This window comes from Bradyrhizobium sp. WSM4873 (genome assembly GCF_055811355.1).
The window spans coordinates 237,828-253,150 of the sequence record NZ_JBVVPS010000002.1; the positions used below are offsets into that span (position 1 = coordinate 237,828).

The 15,323-nt window shown below is 63.2% G+C and carries 15 protein-coding genes; 8 read left to right on the plus strand and 7 right to left on the minus strand.

From position 1 onward, the window contains the following. Positions 1 to 18 precede the first annotated feature (18 nt). Both AC0L21_RS05200 and AC0L21_RS05205 read right to left on the minus strand, forming a co-directional pair. Positions 19 to 1,089, minus strand: a complete 1,071-nt coding sequence (locus tag AC0L21_RS05200; protein WP_473258902.1) for a threonine aldolase family protein — start codon at positions 1,087 to 1,089, stop codon at positions 19 to 21. A 27-nt stretch (positions 1,090 to 1,116) separates the two neighbouring features. Beyond that, positions 1,117 to 2,037, minus strand: a complete 921-nt coding sequence (locus AC0L21_RS05205; RefSeq protein ID WP_473258904.1) for an amino acid ABC transporter substrate-binding protein — start codon at positions 2,035 to 2,037, stop codon at positions 1,117 to 1,119. Positions 2,038 to 2,192: 155 nt separating this feature from the next. Between AC0L21_RS05205 and AC0L21_RS05210 the strand changes: the two genes are divergently transcribed. Both AC0L21_RS05210 and AC0L21_RS05215 read left to right on the plus strand, forming a co-directional pair. Further along, on the plus strand, positions 2,193 to 3,113 hold the full coding sequence (locus tag AC0L21_RS05210; protein ID WP_473258906.1) for a LysR substrate-binding domain-containing protein: 921 nt from the start codon (positions 2,193 to 2,195) through the stop codon (positions 3,111 to 3,113). 209 nt (positions 3,114 to 3,322) lie between these two features. Continuing rightward, complete coding sequence (locus AC0L21_RS05215; protein WP_473258909.1) at positions 3,323 to 5,449, plus strand: O-linked N-acetylglucosamine transferase, SPINDLY family protein; 2,127 nt, start codon at positions 3,323 to 3,325, stop codon at positions 5,447 to 5,449. 12 nt (positions 5,450 to 5,461) lie between these two features. On the opposite strand, the gene AC0L21_RS05220 is transcribed toward AC0L21_RS05215, so the two are convergent. Together AC0L21_RS05220 and AC0L21_RS05225 are read right to left on the minus strand one after the other, a co-directional pair. After that, a complete protein-coding gene (locus AC0L21_RS05220; RefSeq protein ID WP_473258911.1) occupies positions 5,462 to 6,001 on the minus strand; it encodes a cupin domain-containing protein in 540 nt (179 codons plus the stop codon). Between the two features lie 151 nt (positions 6,002 to 6,152). After that, positions 6,153 to 6,440 (minus strand): usg protein, encoded by a 288-nt coding sequence (locus tag AC0L21_RS05225; RefSeq protein ID WP_007602477.1) that lies wholly within the window; start codon positions 6,438 to 6,440, stop codon positions 6,153 to 6,155. A gap of 378 nt (positions 6,441 to 6,818) precedes the next feature. Here AC0L21_RS05225 and AC0L21_RS05230 point away from each other — a divergent pair, with 378 nt between their 5' ends. The 3 genes from AC0L21_RS05230 to AC0L21_RS05240 all read left to right on the plus strand — a co-directional run bounded on the left by AC0L21_RS05230 (position 6,819) and on the right by AC0L21_RS05240 (position 9,253). After that, positions 6,819 to 7,133: a co-chaperone GroES gene (locus AC0L21_RS05230; RefSeq protein WP_007611913.1), complete on the plus strand. Its 315-nt coding sequence runs from the start codon at positions 6,819 to 6,821 to the stop codon at positions 7,131 to 7,133. Positions 7,134 to 7,177: 44 nt separating this feature from the next. Continuing rightward, positions 7,178 to 8,818, plus strand: coding sequence for a chaperonin GroEL (gene groL / locus AC0L21_RS05235; RefSeq protein ID WP_007602475.1), 1,641 nt, complete (start codon positions 7,178 to 7,180; stop codon positions 8,816 to 8,818). 147 nt (positions 8,819 to 8,965) lie between these two features. After that, positions 8,966 to 9,253: a GIY-YIG nuclease family protein gene (locus AC0L21_RS05240; RefSeq protein WP_473258913.1), complete on the plus strand. Its 288-nt coding sequence runs from the start codon at positions 8,966 to 8,968 to the stop codon at positions 9,251 to 9,253. A 64-nt stretch (positions 9,254 to 9,317) separates the two neighbouring features. On the opposite strand, the gene lepB is transcribed toward AC0L21_RS05240, so the two are convergent. After that, positions 9,318 to 10,064, minus strand: a complete 747-nt coding sequence (lepB, locus tag AC0L21_RS05245; RefSeq protein ID WP_473258915.1) for a signal peptidase I — start codon at positions 10,062 to 10,064, stop codon at positions 9,318 to 9,320. 107 nt (positions 10,065 to 10,171) lie between these two features. Next, positions 10,172 to 11,005, minus strand: a complete 834-nt coding sequence (locus AC0L21_RS05250; protein ID WP_473259436.1) for a LysR family transcriptional regulator — start codon at positions 11,003 to 11,005, stop codon at positions 10,172 to 10,174. 132 nt (positions 11,006 to 11,137) lie between these two features. Here AC0L21_RS05250 and AC0L21_RS05255 point away from each other — a divergent pair, with 132 nt between their 5' ends. The 3 genes from AC0L21_RS05255 (at position 11,138) to AC0L21_RS05265 (ending at position 13,847) form a co-directional block, all read left to right on the plus strand. Then, positions 11,138 to 11,731, plus strand: a complete 594-nt coding sequence (locus tag AC0L21_RS05255) for a cysteine hydrolase family protein (RefSeq protein ID WP_473258917.1) — start codon at positions 11,138 to 11,140, stop codon at positions 11,729 to 11,731. A 13-nt stretch (positions 11,732 to 11,744) separates the two neighbouring features. Next, complete coding sequence (locus AC0L21_RS05260) at positions 11,745 to 12,383, plus strand: glutathione binding-like protein (protein ID WP_473258919.1); 639 nt, start codon at positions 11,745 to 11,747, stop codon at positions 12,381 to 12,383. Between the two features lie 111 nt (positions 12,384 to 12,494). Continuing rightward, positions 12,495 to 13,847: a caspase family protein gene (locus AC0L21_RS05265; RefSeq protein ID WP_473258921.1), complete on the plus strand. Its 1,353-nt coding sequence runs from the start codon at positions 12,495 to 12,497 to the stop codon at positions 13,845 to 13,847. An 18-nt stretch (positions 13,848 to 13,865) separates the two neighbouring features. Here the strand turns inward: AC0L21_RS05265 and AC0L21_RS05270 are convergent, their stop codons facing one another. Continuing rightward, positions 13,866 to 15,302: an NAD-dependent succinate-semialdehyde dehydrogenase gene (locus tag AC0L21_RS05270; RefSeq protein ID WP_473258923.1), complete on the minus strand. Its 1,437-nt coding sequence runs from the start codon at positions 15,300 to 15,302 to the stop codon at positions 13,866 to 13,868. Between the last annotated feature and the right edge of the window lie 21 nt (positions 15,303 to 15,323).

Sequence of the window (15,323 nt, forward strand, 5' to 3'; positions counted from 1 at the left end):
TTCACATCGGCGGTTGCTCTAAACCAAAGCCGCAGCCACTGTGCGAAATGCCCTGACCGCGCGATCAATATCCGCATCATCGATATGGCGATGGGTCACACAGCGCAAGCGATGCCTGCCCCAAGGCCTCGCCCTCAGGCCCGCTCTCTCCAGAGCCTCCGACCAGGCGGCGCTGTCGCGCCCCGACAGAGAAACATCGACCTGCACGATATTCGTCTGCGGGATTGTCGCGCTGAGCTTTGGATGCATCCCGTTCAGCGCATCACTCAGGACTCGCGCGCGCCGGTGATCCTCCGCCAGACGCGGCCCCATGACCTGAACCGCCTCCAGGCCGGCCGCGGCCAGGACGCCGATCTGGCGCTGCGTGCCTCCCAGCATGCGGCGAAACCTGCGGCTGCTGTCGATCACTGCGCGTGGCCCGGCGAGCACGGCACCGGCGGGTGCGCTCAGGCCCTTCGAAAAACACAGAGAAACCGTGTCGCAATGTCTCGCAATTTCGGCCGGCGCCGTTTCAAGGGCGACGGCGGCGTTGAACAGCCGCGCGCCGTCGAGATGCACCGGGACACCGCGGGCCGAGGCCATGGCGTGCACGGCCTGCATATGATCCAGCGGCAATACGGCGCCGCTCGCGTTGTTGTGTGAGGTTTCCATTGCGACAAGAGCGGTCCCGAGCTTGAGCCCTTCGCCCTGCAGGGCATCCTCCAGCAAGTTCAGGTCCATTGCGCCGGCGGTGCCTGAAATTGCGAGGTAGAACTGCCCCGTAAACGTCGCCGCCCCTCGTTCCGAGGTGTACATATGGGCGTTCGATTCCAGCACGATCTGTTCGCTGCGTTGCGACTGCGCCAGCGTCGCCAGCAGATTGGCCATGGTACAGCTCGGCACAAACAGGCCGGCGTCCTTGCCCAACGCCGCAGCTGCGACGGCCTCCAGCTCCTGCACCGTGGGGTCACCGTCCAGCCCGTCATCGCCGAGCGGCGCCGAGGCCATGCGGGCATACATCGCCTCGGTCGGCTTGGTGACGGTATCGCTGCGCAGGTCGATGGGTGGCAACCCGGCGCCCGCCGGACTTGAACCGTGTTGATGTGCCATTGCGAGACCTCTAGAGCGCTTGTCGCGTCATTCGTAGACTGCCGGGTCGCCGGAATCGGTCGGGTTGGCCAGCGCTCGCTTGAGGGCGGCGCTCATCGGGAATTTCAGGTTGAGGCCATGCGGCGGGATCGGTGAATTGAAATATTTGTCGTAGAGCGCCGCAACCTGCCCGCTCTTCATCAGGTCGATCACGGCATCGTCGACCATCTTCTTGAAAGCAGGATCATCCTTGGGTTGGACGATACCATAGGGCGCCGTCTCGAGACTCTTGCTGCCGATCAGGAATTCATCGGGCGTTCTGGACGAGGCGACCGTGGCAAAGGCGAGACCGTCATCGTTGGCAGTACCGGCCACCCGGCCCGTCGACACCAACAAGAAGGTTTCGGCGGTGTCCTTCGCCGGCACCACCGTGATGCCGAGATTGTCCTTGGCGTTGATCAGCGTAATCACCTTGAAAGTCTGGCCGCCGGCCTGGGCGGCGATGGCCTTGCCGCGAAACGAAGCCGGGTCGTTGACATCGACCCCGCCATCCTTGCGCGCGACAAGGACGACCTGCGCAACGAAGGTGGTGGGAGCGAAGGCAACGAGTTTATGCCGCTCGACATTATTGGTCGTGTTGCCGCATTCGAGATCGATCGTGCCGTTGGCGAGCAGCTGAATACGTGTCGCCGAGGTTATGGGGTTGTAGCGAATCTCGAGCTTGGGGAGCTTGAGGGCCGTCTTGATCGCCTGCACCACCCGTTCACAGATTTCCACGGTGTAACCGATCGGCTTCTGGTTACCGTCGAGATAGGCGAAGGGCACCGAGGTCTCGGGGTACCCCAATGTGATCGAACCGCTCTCACGGATCTTGTCCAGCCTGCCCGCACCCTGGGCCATGGCCTCGCTGGAAAGAAGAACACCAGCGACGGTCGCCGCGGCCAGTGCCTTGATCATCGTCGCTTTCATATGTCCCCTCTTGTCGCGAATGCCTGTGACGCCGTCCACGGGGCGGGTGAGCAACCCCAGGACAGCTCCGTGCGAACAGCTCCGTGCTCTGGACTATCGTCCAAAAGCTCGATCTGATGAAATTCCAGTTTCATACTCTCCTATACGGATTTGATATGGCCACCAGACGCATGGGCCTGAAGCATGTGGAGGCTTTTCGGGCGGTCTTCGTGACGGGATCGATGACGCAGGCGGCTCAGCGCATGCATACCTCGCAGCCCCAGATCAGCCGCCTGATCGGACAGCTGGAAGCGATCACACAATTCCCGCTGTTCGACCGCAGTGGCGGCCGCCTCCGCCCGACGGTGGACGGATCGCGCTTTTTCCAGGAGGTCGAGAAGACTTTCATCGGCTTGGCGGGGCTGGAGGCCAGCGCAGACAGCATCCGCTCGTTCGGTATGGGCCGGTTAAGCGTTGCGGCGATGCCGCGCCTGGCCGGCGGCCTGCTGACACGCATCGCGGCACGCTTCAAAGTGGACTATCCACACGTGATGATCTCGATCCGATCCGGCACGGCGAGCGCCGTGCACGACTGGGTCAGTTCCGGGCTTTGCGACACCGGATTGGCAATGCTCTACGGCGAGGTTGCGGGGGTGCATGTCGAGCCGGTGCTCAAGACCCGTTGCGTCGCGATCATGCCGAAGGCGCATCGTCTTGCGCAGAAGAAAACGCTACGCCCTGCCGATTTCGCCGACGAGGCCTTCATCTCCTTCGCCACGGGGAGTCCACTCTACGATCGCATCGATACGATCTTCGCGCAGGCCAGCGTCACGCGCCGCATCGTTGCTGAGACCGATCTCGGCGCATCGGTCTGTGCCCTGGTCGCCGCGGGCCTCGGCATCAGCATTATCAACCCGATTGCCGCGCATGACGAAAGCTCTGGCGCGGCTCTGATCACGCGCCCGTTCAACCCGGCTGTCCCCATTACGATCGCATTGCTCTATCCACCTTACGCCGCGCGCGCCCGGTTGATCGATGCCTTCAGCGAATATGCTCGCAAGGTCATGAGCGCGGAACTGGGCTATCTCGAGCGGTAACGGGTCGATCCGCCTCGAGGAAATCAACGCGCTGGGCCTGAAGTCGATCGTGTCGGGGACGCTGACGACGTGTCTGATGGGAGCAGTGGTGGGGGTGCTGACGTGAAGCTTGTGTGAGGCTGGCGTCCTCGGCGCTCCGATGGGGCGCAGCGCAATCCGGACAATCCTTCCATGTTAATCTCGTCAGGAGATTCGGGTGGACTTGATTCATGAGCAACAGCGCAGGCCAGCGGGCATTTCAAAATGCCCGGCTTCAGAAACGGCAGAAAGCCGAGGTCGGGCCGTTGCTCGCGCGCGCCCTCCAGCTGCACAAGGCGGGACTTCTCCCCGAGGCCAAGACGGCCTATCGCGAACTCCTGGAGCTCGCGCCCAATCAATTCATCGCGCTGCATTTGCTGGGCGCCTTGGAGTCTGAAGCCAAAAACTATCAGCAAGCCCAGGTTCTGCTGAGCCGAGCGGTCGCCGTGGATCCGCGATCTGCCGAAGCTCATATGAGCCTGGGTGTCGCGCTCAACGGGCTAAAACGTCACAATGAGGCCCGCGAGAGCTATCGAAAAGCCCTCGCCTTGCGACCCAACTACGCCTTGGCCCTGTCCAATCTCGGCAACGCGAGCGCGGCTCTTGAACTTTACCAGGACGCCCTCGATAGCTACGACAAGGCGCTCGCAATCGACGGAGGACTTTCCGAAGCCCATAACGGCCGGGGTTGGGCGCTCTGCCGTCTGCGCGCCTATGACGAGGCCATCGCAAGCTTAAACCGCGCGCTATCGATCAAGCCCGACTATGCCTCGGCGCTGTCGACCCGCGCCGTTGCTTTGCGGGAGCTTCAGCGATTCGACGAAGCCATGGCGGATTGCAATCGAGCAATCGAGCTTGCACCCGGCGACGCGAATGGGTGGCTGTGGCGGGCCAGTATCTTGCTCCTGACCCGGCAAGTTGCCGAAGCATTGTCCGATTGCGAGAAGGCTCTCGCGATCGATCCCGGCTTCTCTCAGGCCCACAGCCTGCTCGGCCAATGTCTCGCGGCACTTGGCCGGGTCGACGAAGCCCTCGCCAGTTTCGACAGAGCTCTCGACATCGAGCCTGATCAGAGCACGATCTCCAGCAAGATATTCACCCTCGATTTCATGGCCGACGCCAGCGTCGCGCAGCATCAGCAAGCGCGGCGTCTATGGTGGGAGCAGATCGGTGCGAAGATCGCTTCAGCAACGGCGGGGCCGCATGAGAACAGCCGCGATCCGGATCGCCGTCTGGTGCTGGGTTATGTCTCTTCGGATTTTCACACACATTCGGCGGCGTTCATTTTCAAGCCGGTCCTGCAGCACCATGATCGGGCACAGTTCGAGATCGTGTGTTACGCGTGTTCACCGAAAACGGATGCGACGACCCGCGAATTTCAGGGGATCGCCGATCGCTGGCGCGACGCCTCGCAATGGTCCGATGATCGCCTCGCCGCCCAGATCCGCGCCGATGGCGTCGATATCCTGATCGATCTGTCCGGCCATACCAGCGGAAACCGCCTCGGTGTGTTTGCGCGCAAGCCGGCACCAGTTCAGGTGCATGGCTGGGGCCACGGCACCGGCACCGGGCTGCCAACGATCGATTGTCTGTTCTCGGACCCGGTCGCGATTCCTGTCGCGGTTCGGCATCTGTTTGCAGAGACCATCGTCGACCTGCCGTGCTTTGTGACGCTGGCGCCGCTGCCGGCCGGGATTGCGCGGGCGCCGACGCCGGCGATTGCGAACGGCTTCATCACATTCGGTGTCTTCAACCGCATCAGCAAGATTTCGAACGAGGCGGTGGGAGTCTGGTCAAGGATTCTCGAGCGGGTGCCGGGTTCGCGACTGCTGATCAAGGATACTGCGCTGGACGCTCAGCTGGTCCGCGACAATCTGCTGGCGCGGTTTGCGGCTTGCCGGTTGCCGGCCGAACGCGTCGATCTGCTCGGAGCCACGTCGCGAGACGAACATCTGGCAGCGTTCAATCGCGTCGATATTGGCCTCGACCCATTCCCGCAGAATGGCGGCGTCAGCACTTGGGAAGCCTTGCAGATGGGCGTGCCGGTAGTGGCGAAGCTCGGTCACAGCCTGCCGAGCCGTGCTGCCGGCTCCATCCTCGCCGCGCTGGGCCTGCCGGACTGGATCGCGGAAAGCGATGAGGCCTATGTCGAGATCGCAGCCAGCCGTGGGGCCCAGATCGGCGACCTCGATAAGTTGCGCGGCGAACTGCCCGGACAGATCAGGGCTGCGGCCGCCGGCAATCCCGTCTCATACGCGCAAGCGGTTGACGATGCCTATCGCGCGATGTGGAAACGCTATTGCCACGGCGGTGGCTGATCTCCGCTTCGCCTAAGCCTTCAACTCTACTGTCCTGAACTCCGCCGGCAGGATCACCTCCAGCAGCTCGACGTCGTCCGAATAGTCCAGGATCATGTGCTTGATCTTCGGCGGTTGGGTCCAGGCGCTGCCTTCTTTCATCAGCGTCTCGCCCTCTCCGTCCATATAGGTCTTCACCCAGCCCTTGAGCACGTACACCATCTGGAATTCGACGTCGTGGAAGTGCAGCTTCGACACCTCGTCCGGATTGCAGGGGCCTTGCAGCCGGATCACGTGCGCCTGCGCGAGCCCGTGGCTCGCGGCGGCGATGCCGAGATCGCGATACTTCGCGTAGGTGCGCAGGCCGTCGGCCTTGAAGTCTTCCTCGCGGTGATGGCTGATGGCGATGCGCTGCTTGGGACGCGCCGGTTTCTTGACGGATGACTTTGCCGTTGTCGTGGGGGCTTTCGCCTTCACCGCCTTGCGCGCCGAGGACCGTGCGGCGGGTTTGGCCCCGCTTCGCTTCTTCACCGCCGCCTGCGATGCGCTACGCGATTTTGCTTTCTTGGCCATGGGCGGTCTCCCCTGTCGTTATGGGGAGAGGCTAGCACAGAATGCGAAATCGCAGGGTGGGTTAGCGCTAACGTACCCACTTCTTTCCGCAACCGTTGCAGCATGCAGGGTTACGCTGACGCTAACCCACCCTACAGCACCGCGCTCGCCTTCAATGCAGCCGGAACACGCCGTCCACCGCGCGCAGCTCGGCCGGCTTGATCAGCTTGGAATGCGCGACCGTGACCGAGAATAGCGGACCGTCGAGCTTCTTCTGCCAGAACGCCAGGAAATCCGTCAGCGCGGGAAATTTCGGAAACATGTCGTAGTTCTGCCAGACATAGGTCTGGAGCAGCGAGCGATGATCCGGCATCCGGTAGAGAATTTCGGCCGTCGTCAGCCCGTAACCCAGCACCTGTTTCCGGAAGTCGTCGGAAACAACCCCAACTCGCGAGACCATGCCAACCTCCTTTGCAGGAGCGCATATTCAAGGGATGGCTTTCCGGTACGCGCCCTACGAGCCACCCGGTGGAGATGCGCTCACATGAGTGAAATGTGACGCAAACTGACAATCCATCTCAAGCCTAAAAGTTTAACAAGCTGTTGAAATTCAATGCGTTAGCAGCAGATGCGGCTCCGTGCTAATACGGGCGCTGGCGGCGATTAACGATGGAAAGAGATTTTGGCAGGCGGCGCCTCCGAGTGCTATTTTTCTGCTACAAGCCCTTGCTCCCGCCAAAATCCTGCCTTATCTCAGCTGTGCCTGTGCTAGCACTCGCCGGCACAGACTGCTAACAATCCAAAATTCCCAACTCGTGCAAAAGCTTAGGAGAACTGCATGAATTTCCGTCCGCTTCACGACCGCGTCGTGGTCAAGCGCATCGACGCAGAAGAGAAGACCGCTGGCGGCATCATCATTCCCGACACGGCGAAGGAAAAGCCCTCGCAGGGGGAGATCGTCGCTGTCGGCCCGGGTGGCCGCGACGAAGCTGGCAAGCTGATCCCGATCGACCTGAAGGTCGGCGACCGCGTGCTGTTCGGCAAGTGGTCCGGCACCGAGGTCAAGATCGACAACGTCGACCTGCTGATCATGAAGGAAAGCGACATCATGGGCGTCCTCGACGTCCCCGCTTCCAAGAAGAAGGCGGCCTAAGAGCCCCTCTCTTATCCAGTTAAACACCTAAGGAAAAAATCCAGATGGCAGCTAAAGAAGTCAAATTCTCCGTCGATGCGCGCGACAAGATGCTTCGCGGCGTCGACATCCTCGCCAACGCGGTGAAGGTCACGCTCGGTCCGAAGGGCCGCAACGTCGTGCTCGACAAGTCGTTCGGCGCTCCCCGCATCACCAAGGACGGCGTCACCGTCGCCAAGGAGATCGAGCTCGAGGACAAGTTCGAGAACATGGGCGCGCAGATGGTGCGCGAAGTCGCTTCCAAGTCCGCTGACGCGGCCGGCGACGGCACCACCACCGCCACCGTGCTGGCCCAGGCGATCGTGCGCGAAGGCGCCAAGTCGGTTGCCGCCGGCATGAACCCGATGGATCTGAAGCGCGGTATCGACCTCGCGGTCGAAGCCGTCGTTGCGGACCTCGTCAAGAACTCCAAGAAGGTCACCTCGAATGACGAGATTGCCCAGGTCGGCACCATCTCGGCCAACGGTGACGCGGAGATCGGCAAGTTCCTCGCCGACGCCATGAAGAAGGTCGGCAACGAGGGTGTCATCACCGTCGAGGAAGCCAAGTCGCTCGAGACCGAGCTCGACGTCGTCGAGGGCATGCAGTTCGACCGCGGCTACATCTCGCCCTACTTCGTCACCAACGCCGACAAGATGCGCGTTGAGATGGACGACGCCTACATCCTGATCAACGAGAAGAAGCTCTCCTCGCTGAACGAGCTGCTGCCGCTGCTCGAGGCCGTGGTGCAGACCGGCAAGCCGCTGGTCATCGTCGCCGAGGACGTCGAAGGCGAAGCGCTTGCGACCTTGGTCGTGAACCGTCTCCGTGGCGGCCTGAAGGTCGCGGCCGTCAAGGCTCCGGGCTTCGGCGATCGCCGCAAGGCCATGCTGCAGGACATCGCGATCCTGACCGGCGGCCAGGCGATCTCGGAAGATCTCGGCATCAAGCTCGAGAACGTCACGCTCAACATGCTCGGTCGCGCCAAGAAGGTGATGATCGACAAGGAGAACACCACGATCGTCAACGGCGCCGGCAAGAAGGCCGACATCGAAGCGCGCGTGGCGCAGATCAAGGCGCAGATCGAGGAGACCACCTCGGACTACGACCGTGAGAAGCTCCAGGAGCGTCTTGCCAAGCTCGCTGGCGGCGTCGCGGTGATCCGCGTCGGCGGCGCGACCGAGGTCGAGGTGAAGGAGCGCAAGGATCGCGTTGATGACGCGATGCATGCGACCCGCGCGGCTGTGGAAGAAGGCATCGTCCCGGGCGGCGGCGTCGCCCTGCTCCGTGCCTCCGAGCAGCTCAAGGGCCTGCGCACCAAGAACGACGACCAGAAGACCGGCGTCGAGATCGTGCGCAAGGCGCTCTCCGCGCCCGCTCGCCAGATCGCGATCAACGCCGGTGAAGACGGCTCCGTGATCGTCGGCAAGGTCCTCGAGAACAAGTCGTACGCCTACGGCTTCGACTCCCAAACCGGCGAATATGTCGACCTCGTCAAGAAGGGTATCATCGACCCGACCAAGGTGGTCCGTACCGCGATCCAGAACGCAGCCTCGGTTGCGGCTCTCTTGATCACCACGGAAGCCATGGTCGCCGAGCTGCCCAAGAAGGGCGGCGCCGGTCCGGCGATGCCCCCGGGCGGCGGCATGGGCGGCATGGACTTCTGATCCAGCCATTCCGGCAAACGACAAAATGCGAAACCCCGGCAGCGATGCCGGGGTTTTTGTTTTTTGATGTTACACGTCAAAATGGTAGATTGGTCTTTCCGGGGCGGCGCAAAGCGCCGAGCCCGGAATCCATTTCGCCACTTGCTCATGACCTACTACGTCTACCTCCTCGCCAGCCAGAAATACGGCACGCTCTACATCGGCGTGACGAACGACATTGTCCGCCGCATTCACGAGCATACGAGCAAGGTCGTGGCGGGCTTCAGCAAGCGGTACGCCATCGATAGGCTGGTATGGTTCGAGATTTATGATGACCCCATCACCGCCATCGAACGCGAGAAGAAGTTGAAGAAGTGGCGGCGGGAGTGGAAAATTCGGCTTATCGAAGAACAAAATCCCGAGTGGATTGATCTGTATCCGCGAATTGCGACCTGAGATCGTGGATCAATGGATTCCGGGCTCGCGCCAAAGTGGGCGCGCCCCGGAATGACCGTGGGACTCACCACACCTTCCCCAGCCGCTCCATATGCGGCTCGCCCTCTTGGTCGAGCGACCAGAATATCCGCGTCACCTTGCCGACCAGATTGTCCATCGGCACGAATCCGATCGACGACATCACGCGGCTGTCGCTCGAGTTGTCTCTGTTATCACCGAGCACGAAGAAATGGCCTGGCGGCACCGTGTAGACGTCGGTGTTGTCGTAGTAGCCGTTGTCGACGCAGTCTTGCGTGATGTAGGAAGCGCCGTTCGGCAGCGTCTCGCGCCAGCGCTTGGCCTTCGCGCCGTCATCCGCGCCGCAGGTGGAGCCGGCAACCACCGCCTTCAGGGCAACGCGCGTCACCGGGCGGTCGTTGAGGATAAGTTGGCCCTGCCGCATCTGGATGCGATCACCGGGCAGCCCGACCACGCGCTTGACGTAGTCGACCGAGGTGTCCTTTGGCGTCCGGAACACGACGACGTCGCCATGCTCCGGCTCAGTGGCCCGGACACGCCCGGAGATCCATGACGGCGCGAAAGGAAGCGAATAGCGGCCATAGCCATAGGCATATTTTGCGGCGAAGACGTAGTCGCCGACGACCAGCGTCGGCGTCATCGAGCCGGACGGGATGTTGAACGGCTGGAACAGGAAGATGCGAAACAGGAACGGCGGTGACCACAGCACCGGGATCAGAAGGATCAGGATGACGATCGCCTTCCATTCCCGCACTTTGGCCTGCGGGTGGATGGTTTCCTGAAGAGTGGTCATGCGCCTGCCCTGATCAAGCCCGTCGTCGCTGCGAGATTACGCAACCTTCGCGGGCGCGCAATCCCATAACTTGGTCGCGCCGCGCACGGATCGCGTTCACGCCGCAATCAGCCGCGCGCGAGATCGCTGAAGCAGCGGCGGATCCACTCGATGGTGAGCCGCGTCGCCGGATCCCGCTTGAGATGGTTCTGCACCAGCAGCCAGACGTCGCGGCGCCCAGGCAGCAGTGTGGCGCGCAGGCGGCGATCGCCGAGCAAGTCCGCGCAGACCTGCTCCGGCAACACGCCGGCGGCCTGATGCGCCCGGATCAGGTTATGGATGACGCGAACGTTGTCAGTGACGCAACGCGCGCGGGCTTTCTTCGTGCGCAGGAATTGCATCTCGGGAATGGCACCGAGTTCGTCCGGATAGGCGCACAGCACCGGCTCGCCCTCGGTCGCAACAGGCTCGAAATAATAGAGCTTGACGTCACCGAGCCTGGAGATCGCAAAGTCTCCCTTGTCGGGTTTGCGCAGACGGATAGCGAGATCGGCTTCCCAGCGCGAGAACTTGACGTTCTCGCTCGAGGTGAGGAATTGCAGCGTCAGGCCGGGATTGGCGCGCAGGAAGTCGCTCGCGCGCGGCGACAGAACCTCCTCGGCGACCGTGTTGGTGGAGGCGATACGCAGACGTCCCACCGGGCCTGCCAGACTCTCGCCGACGCGACCGATCTCGGCGGCATGTGCGGCCATCGCCTCGACATGCGCCAGCACCGCCTCGCAACTCCGCGTCGGCCGGCGCTGGCCGTCCACCGCATCGAACAGCGGCACGCCGAGATCACGCTGGATGCGCGCGAGCCTGCGGCCGACGGTGGTCTCGTCGATGCGCAGCCGGGCGCTGGCGCCGGCATAGGTGCCCTCGTCCCTCACCGCGGCGATGATGCGCAGATCGTCCCAGTTCATGGCGATGAGCCTAGCAGGCACGGCGGGCTCCTGCAAATTTGCAGCCATATGCTGCAATAGTCCTGCACATTGGCAGGCCATCGCCGCGCTACTGTCGCGCCATCCGATATTCCCCAGGAAGGCCTGCCCCGCATGACCGCCCCAAAAACCCTGCTTGAATTGTCCGGCGCCGATCTCAATCCGCCCAGGCTCGCCGATTGCTGCCTCGTCCTGATCGACATCCAGAACGAATATTGCGCCGGCCCGCTCGCCTTGCCGGATGCGGAGCCCGCGATTGCCGCCGCCGCGCGCCTGCTCGCCCGCGCGAGGGCGAGCGGCGCGGCGATCTTCCATATCGCGCACAAGGGACGTGCCGGCAGCCTGTTCGACCGCGAGGCCGCGCGCGGCGCGATCGTCAGGAACGTGGCGCCGCTCGCCGGCGAAGCCGTGATCGAAAAGGCGCTGCCGAACGCTTTTGCCGGCACCGACCTGCAGGTTCGGCTGGCCGCAACCGGACGCACGAACATCGTGTTGGCCGGTTTCATGACCCATATGTGCATCAGCTCGACCGCCCGCGCCGCGCTCGACCTCGGCCTGCGCACGACGATCGCAGCCGATGCCTGTGCCACACGCGATCTTCCCGACGGCCGCGGCGGAGCGCTCTCGGCAGGGACCATTCACGAGGTCGCCCTGGCCGAATTGTCGGACCGGTTTGCGATCATCGCGCAAACCGAGGCGCTGACCTGAAGGAGCGTGGGCGATGCTGCAACTCTATTTCTCCCCGATGGCCTGCTCGCTTGCGAGCCGCATCGGGCTGATGGAAGCGGGCCTCGACGCGCGCTATCATCCAGTCCATCTCCAGACCAAGCAGGTCGTCGACGACCACAGCGATTTTCGCGGAATTTCGCCGAAGGGTGCGGTGCCGGTCCTGGTGCTGGAGAATGGCGAACGGTTGACCGAAAGCGCGGCGGTGCTGCAATACATCGCCGATCTGAAGCCCGGGACAGGCCTTGCACCCGCGTTCGGAGATCCCGACCGCTATCGGCTCCAGGAATGGCTGAGCTTCATCGGGGCCGAGATCCACAAGGCGTTCCTGTTTCCAACCTTCTGGTACAAGGACGACGCCTCGCTCGCCAAGCCGCGTGCAAGGATCGCGCAGACATTGTCGCTGCCTGCCACGCATCTGGCGGACCGCGAATTCCTCGTCGGCAACGGCTTCACCGTGGCGGATGCCCACCTCACCTGGGCTTTGCTGCTGCTCCGTCCCGCGGGCGTCGACATCGGCCAATGGCCGTCGTTGTCGGCCTATCTCGCGCGCATGCAGGCGCGACCGGCCGTGCGGGACGCGATTGCGACCGAAATGGCCGTGCGCAAGACGATGGCGGCGAGCCCAGCGTGACAGGATGTCACGGCCGCGAAACCCGAGTGTTTTCTCTGGCAGGGCATTGATGTCGGCGCGGCATGCGCTAATCTGGAGGGATATTTTTCGACATTTCCTTGGAAGGCATTCATGCGTGCTCTTTCCAGATTTTGCCCGGCCGGACTTTGCCTCGCCCTCCTGGCCTGCTGGCTTTCCCTTGCGCCTGCATCGGCGGAAACGCGCGTCGCGCTGGTGATCGGCAACGGCGCCTATGCCAGTACGGCGCAGCTTCCCAATCCGTCTCACGACGCCGAAGACGTCGCCACCTCGCTCAAGCGCAGCGGCTTCGAGGTGCTCCAGGGCATCGACCTGCGCCAGGCCGACATGCAAGACCTGACCATCCGCTTCGCGCGCGCCGCGAGCAAAGCCGACGTCGCCATGTTTTACTACAGCGGCCATGCGATGCAGTACAACGGCGTGAACTATCTGATGCCCGTCGACGCCGTGCTGAGCGACGAAGCCGACCTGAAGCGCTTCGTGCGTGTCGACGACATCGTGAACGATCTGCAGCAGGCCAAGAACCTGCGCATCCTCATTCTCGATTCCTGCCGCGACAATCCGCTGGCCGAAACCTTGAAACGCTCCGCCGGCATGACGCGCGCCGCCTCGATCGGGCGGGGCCTGTCCAAAGTCGAAGCACCGCGCGGCACGATCGTGTCGTTCTCAACCCAGTCCGGGCAGACGGCGGCTGATGGCAACGGCCGCAACAGCCCCTATACGACGGCGTTCCTGAAGCACATCGAGGAGCCGCAGGAGATCGGCGAGGTCTTTCGCGACATCAGCAGCGACGTCTACGACAGTAGCGGCAAGACCCAGTTGCCGGAGCTGTCGCTGTCGATCATCGGCAAGTTCTATCTGAACGGACCGGTGTCGGTCACGGTGACACCAGCGGCGCCGCAAGCCGCCCCCCGGGCCGACCCTTGCGCGGCGGCAGAAGCGCACTGGAAGGCCGCGGACGGCATCGGCACGCTTGGTGCCTACGAGGACCATCTCACGAGATTTCCGAATTGCATCTTCGCCACGCTTGCCAAGGCCCGAATTGAAGGCCTGAAGCAGAAGGTGGCGCTCGCGCCGGCAACCGGCAATCCCCGTAGCACCAAGGACTTCGACGGCAATTGGGACGTGACGTTGAACTGCCCGCCGACCGGCAAGGCGCAGGGCTTCACCCGGGCCCTGTCGGCCACGGTTGCGAACGGCGTGTTCCACGCTGACGCCCAGAGCCAGGGCGCCGTCAACCGCCTGGAGATCGATGGCCAGATCCCCGCGGACGGCAAGACGACTTTGAGCGCGCGCGGAACGACGGGGGCGAGCACCTACACTCTCAACAACCTCGCGCCCGGCTCGCCCTACGCCTTTACGGTGGATGCGCAGTTCGATCGCACCCGCGGCACCGGCAAGCGCAACGAGGCACGCGCCTGCGGGCTGGTCTTCGTCAAACGCTGATCGTGAATCGTCCAGCGTTCACACGCCGGTCTGGCTGATGAACTTGGTGTTGAAATAGCCCTCCATCGCCTCGGTGCCGCCTTCCGAGCCGTAGCCGGAATCCTTGATGCCGCCGAACGGCACTTCGGGCAGCGCGAGACCAAAACTGTTGATCGACATCATGCCGGCTTCGATCGCCGAACCGATCGCGGCCGCCGTCTTGGCCGAGCTGGTGAAGGCGTAGGACGCCAGCCCAAAAGGCAGCCGATTGGCCTCCTCGACCACCTCGTCGAAGGATGAGAAGCGCGAGATCAGCGCGAGGGGGCCGAACGGCTCCTCGTTCATGGCGCGTGCATCCTTCGGCACGTCGCTCACCACCGTCGGCTCGAAGAAATGGCCCTTGTTGCCGACGCGCTTGCCGCCGGTCTCGAGCTTTGCGCCTTTGCCGACGGCATCCTGCACCATGCCCTCGATGGCGGTGACGCGGCGCGGGTTGGCGAGCGAGCCCATTTTGGAGTCAGGATCGAGGCCGTTGCCGACCTTGAACGCCTTGGCGCTGTCGACAAAGGTGTCGACGAATTCACGGAACACGTCATCCTGCACCAGCATCCGCGTCGGCGAGATGCAAACCTGACCGGCATTGCGATATTTTGCTGCCGCCAGAATCTTGGCCGCCGATGCGACGTCGGCGTCCTTGAAAACGATCGCCGGCGCATGACCGCCGAGCTCCATGGTGGCACGCTTCATGTGCAGGCCCGCGAGCGCATTGAGCTGCTTGCCGACATGGGTCGAGCCGGTGAACGAAATCTTGCGGATCACCGGATGCGGAATGAGATATTCGGAGATCTCGGCAGGTACACCGTAGACCAGGTTGATGACGCCATCGGGCACGCCGGCATCCGCAAACGCGCGGATCAGTTGTGCGGGCGAGGCCGGCGTCTCCTCCGGGGCCTTGACGATGATCGAACAGCCGGCGCCGAGTGCGGCGGAAAGCTTGCGCACGACCTGATTGATCGGAAAATTCCAGGGCGTGAACGCCGCGACCGGGCCGACCGGCTCCTTGATCGCGAGCTGGTAGATGCCCGGACCGCGCGCGGGGATCAACCGGCCATAGGCGCGTTTGGCTTCTTCCGCAAACCACTCGATCACGTCGGCGGCGGCCATCGCCTCCATCTTGGCCTCGCCAAGAGTCTTGCCCTGCTCCATCGTGAGCAGCGGCGCGATCTCGTCATTGCGCTCGCGCATGATCGCGGCGGCCTTGCGCATGATCCGGCAGCGCTCGAAGGGAGCGACGTTTCGCCAGATCTTGAAGCCCGCGCCGGCTGCGGCGAGTGCCTCGTCGAGGTCGGACCGTCCGGCATGGGCGACGGTGCCGATCACTTCTTCGGTCGCGGGATTGCGCACCTCGATCACCTTGCCCGAATGGGCCGGTCGCCATTTGCCGCCAATGAAAAGCTGGGTGTTCGAATAGGCCAACGGATTCTCCTGTAGTCGTTT

What these genes read in the sequence shown, in the direction of transcription:
- AC0L21_RS05250 (WP_473259436.1), bottom strand. Translation starts at nt 11,005, where the DNA reads ATGAACTGGGACGATCTGCGCATCATCGCCGCGGTGAGGGACGAGGGC.
- AC0L21_RS05230 (WP_007611913.1), top strand. Translation starts at nt 6,819, where the DNA reads ATGAATTTCCGTCCGCTTCACGACCGCGTCGTGGTCAAGCGCATCGAC.
- AC0L21_RS05210 (WP_473258906.1), top strand. Translation starts at nt 2,193, where the DNA reads ATGGCCACCAGACGCATGGGCCTGAAGCATGTGGAGGCTTTTCGGGCG.
- AC0L21_RS05255 (WP_473258917.1), top strand. Translation starts at nt 11,138, where the DNA reads ATGACCGCCCCAAAAACCCTGCTTGAATTGTCCGGCGCCGATCTCAAT.
- AC0L21_RS05205 (WP_473258904.1), bottom strand. Translation starts at nt 2,037, where the DNA reads ATGAAAGCGACGATGATCAAGGCACTGGCCGCGGCGACCGTCGCTGGT.
- AC0L21_RS05200 (WP_473258902.1), bottom strand. Translation starts at nt 1,089, where the DNA reads ATGGCACATCAACACGGTTCAAGTCCGGCGGGCGCCGGGTTGCCACCC.
- lepB (WP_473258915.1), bottom strand. Translation starts at nt 10,064, where the DNA reads ATGACCACTCTTCAGGAAACCATCCACCCGCAGGCCAAAGTGCGGGAA.
- AC0L21_RS05240 (WP_473258913.1), top strand. Translation starts at nt 8,966, where the DNA reads ATGACCTACTACGTCTACCTCCTCGCCAGCCAGAAATACGGCACGCTC.
- AC0L21_RS05260 (WP_473258919.1), top strand. Translation starts at nt 11,745, where the DNA reads ATGCTGCAACTCTATTTCTCCCCGATGGCCTGCTCGCTTGCGAGCCGC.
- AC0L21_RS05215 (WP_473258909.1), top strand. Translation starts at nt 3,323, where the DNA reads ATGAGCAACAGCGCAGGCCAGCGGGCATTTCAAAATGCCCGGCTTCAG.
- AC0L21_RS05220 (WP_473258911.1), bottom strand. Translation starts at nt 6,001, where the DNA reads ATGGCCAAGAAAGCAAAATCGCGTAGCGCATCGCAGGCGGCGGTGAAG.
- groL (WP_007602475.1), top strand. Translation starts at nt 7,178, where the DNA reads ATGGCAGCTAAAGAAGTCAAATTCTCCGTCGATGCGCGCGACAAGATG.
- AC0L21_RS05225 (WP_007602477.1), bottom strand. Translation starts at nt 6,440, where the DNA reads ATGGTCTCGCGAGTTGGGGTTGTTTCCGACGACTTCCGGAAACAGGTG.
- AC0L21_RS05265 (WP_473258921.1), top strand. Translation starts at nt 12,495, where the DNA reads ATGCGTGCTCTTTCCAGATTTTGCCCGGCCGGACTTTGCCTCGCCCTC.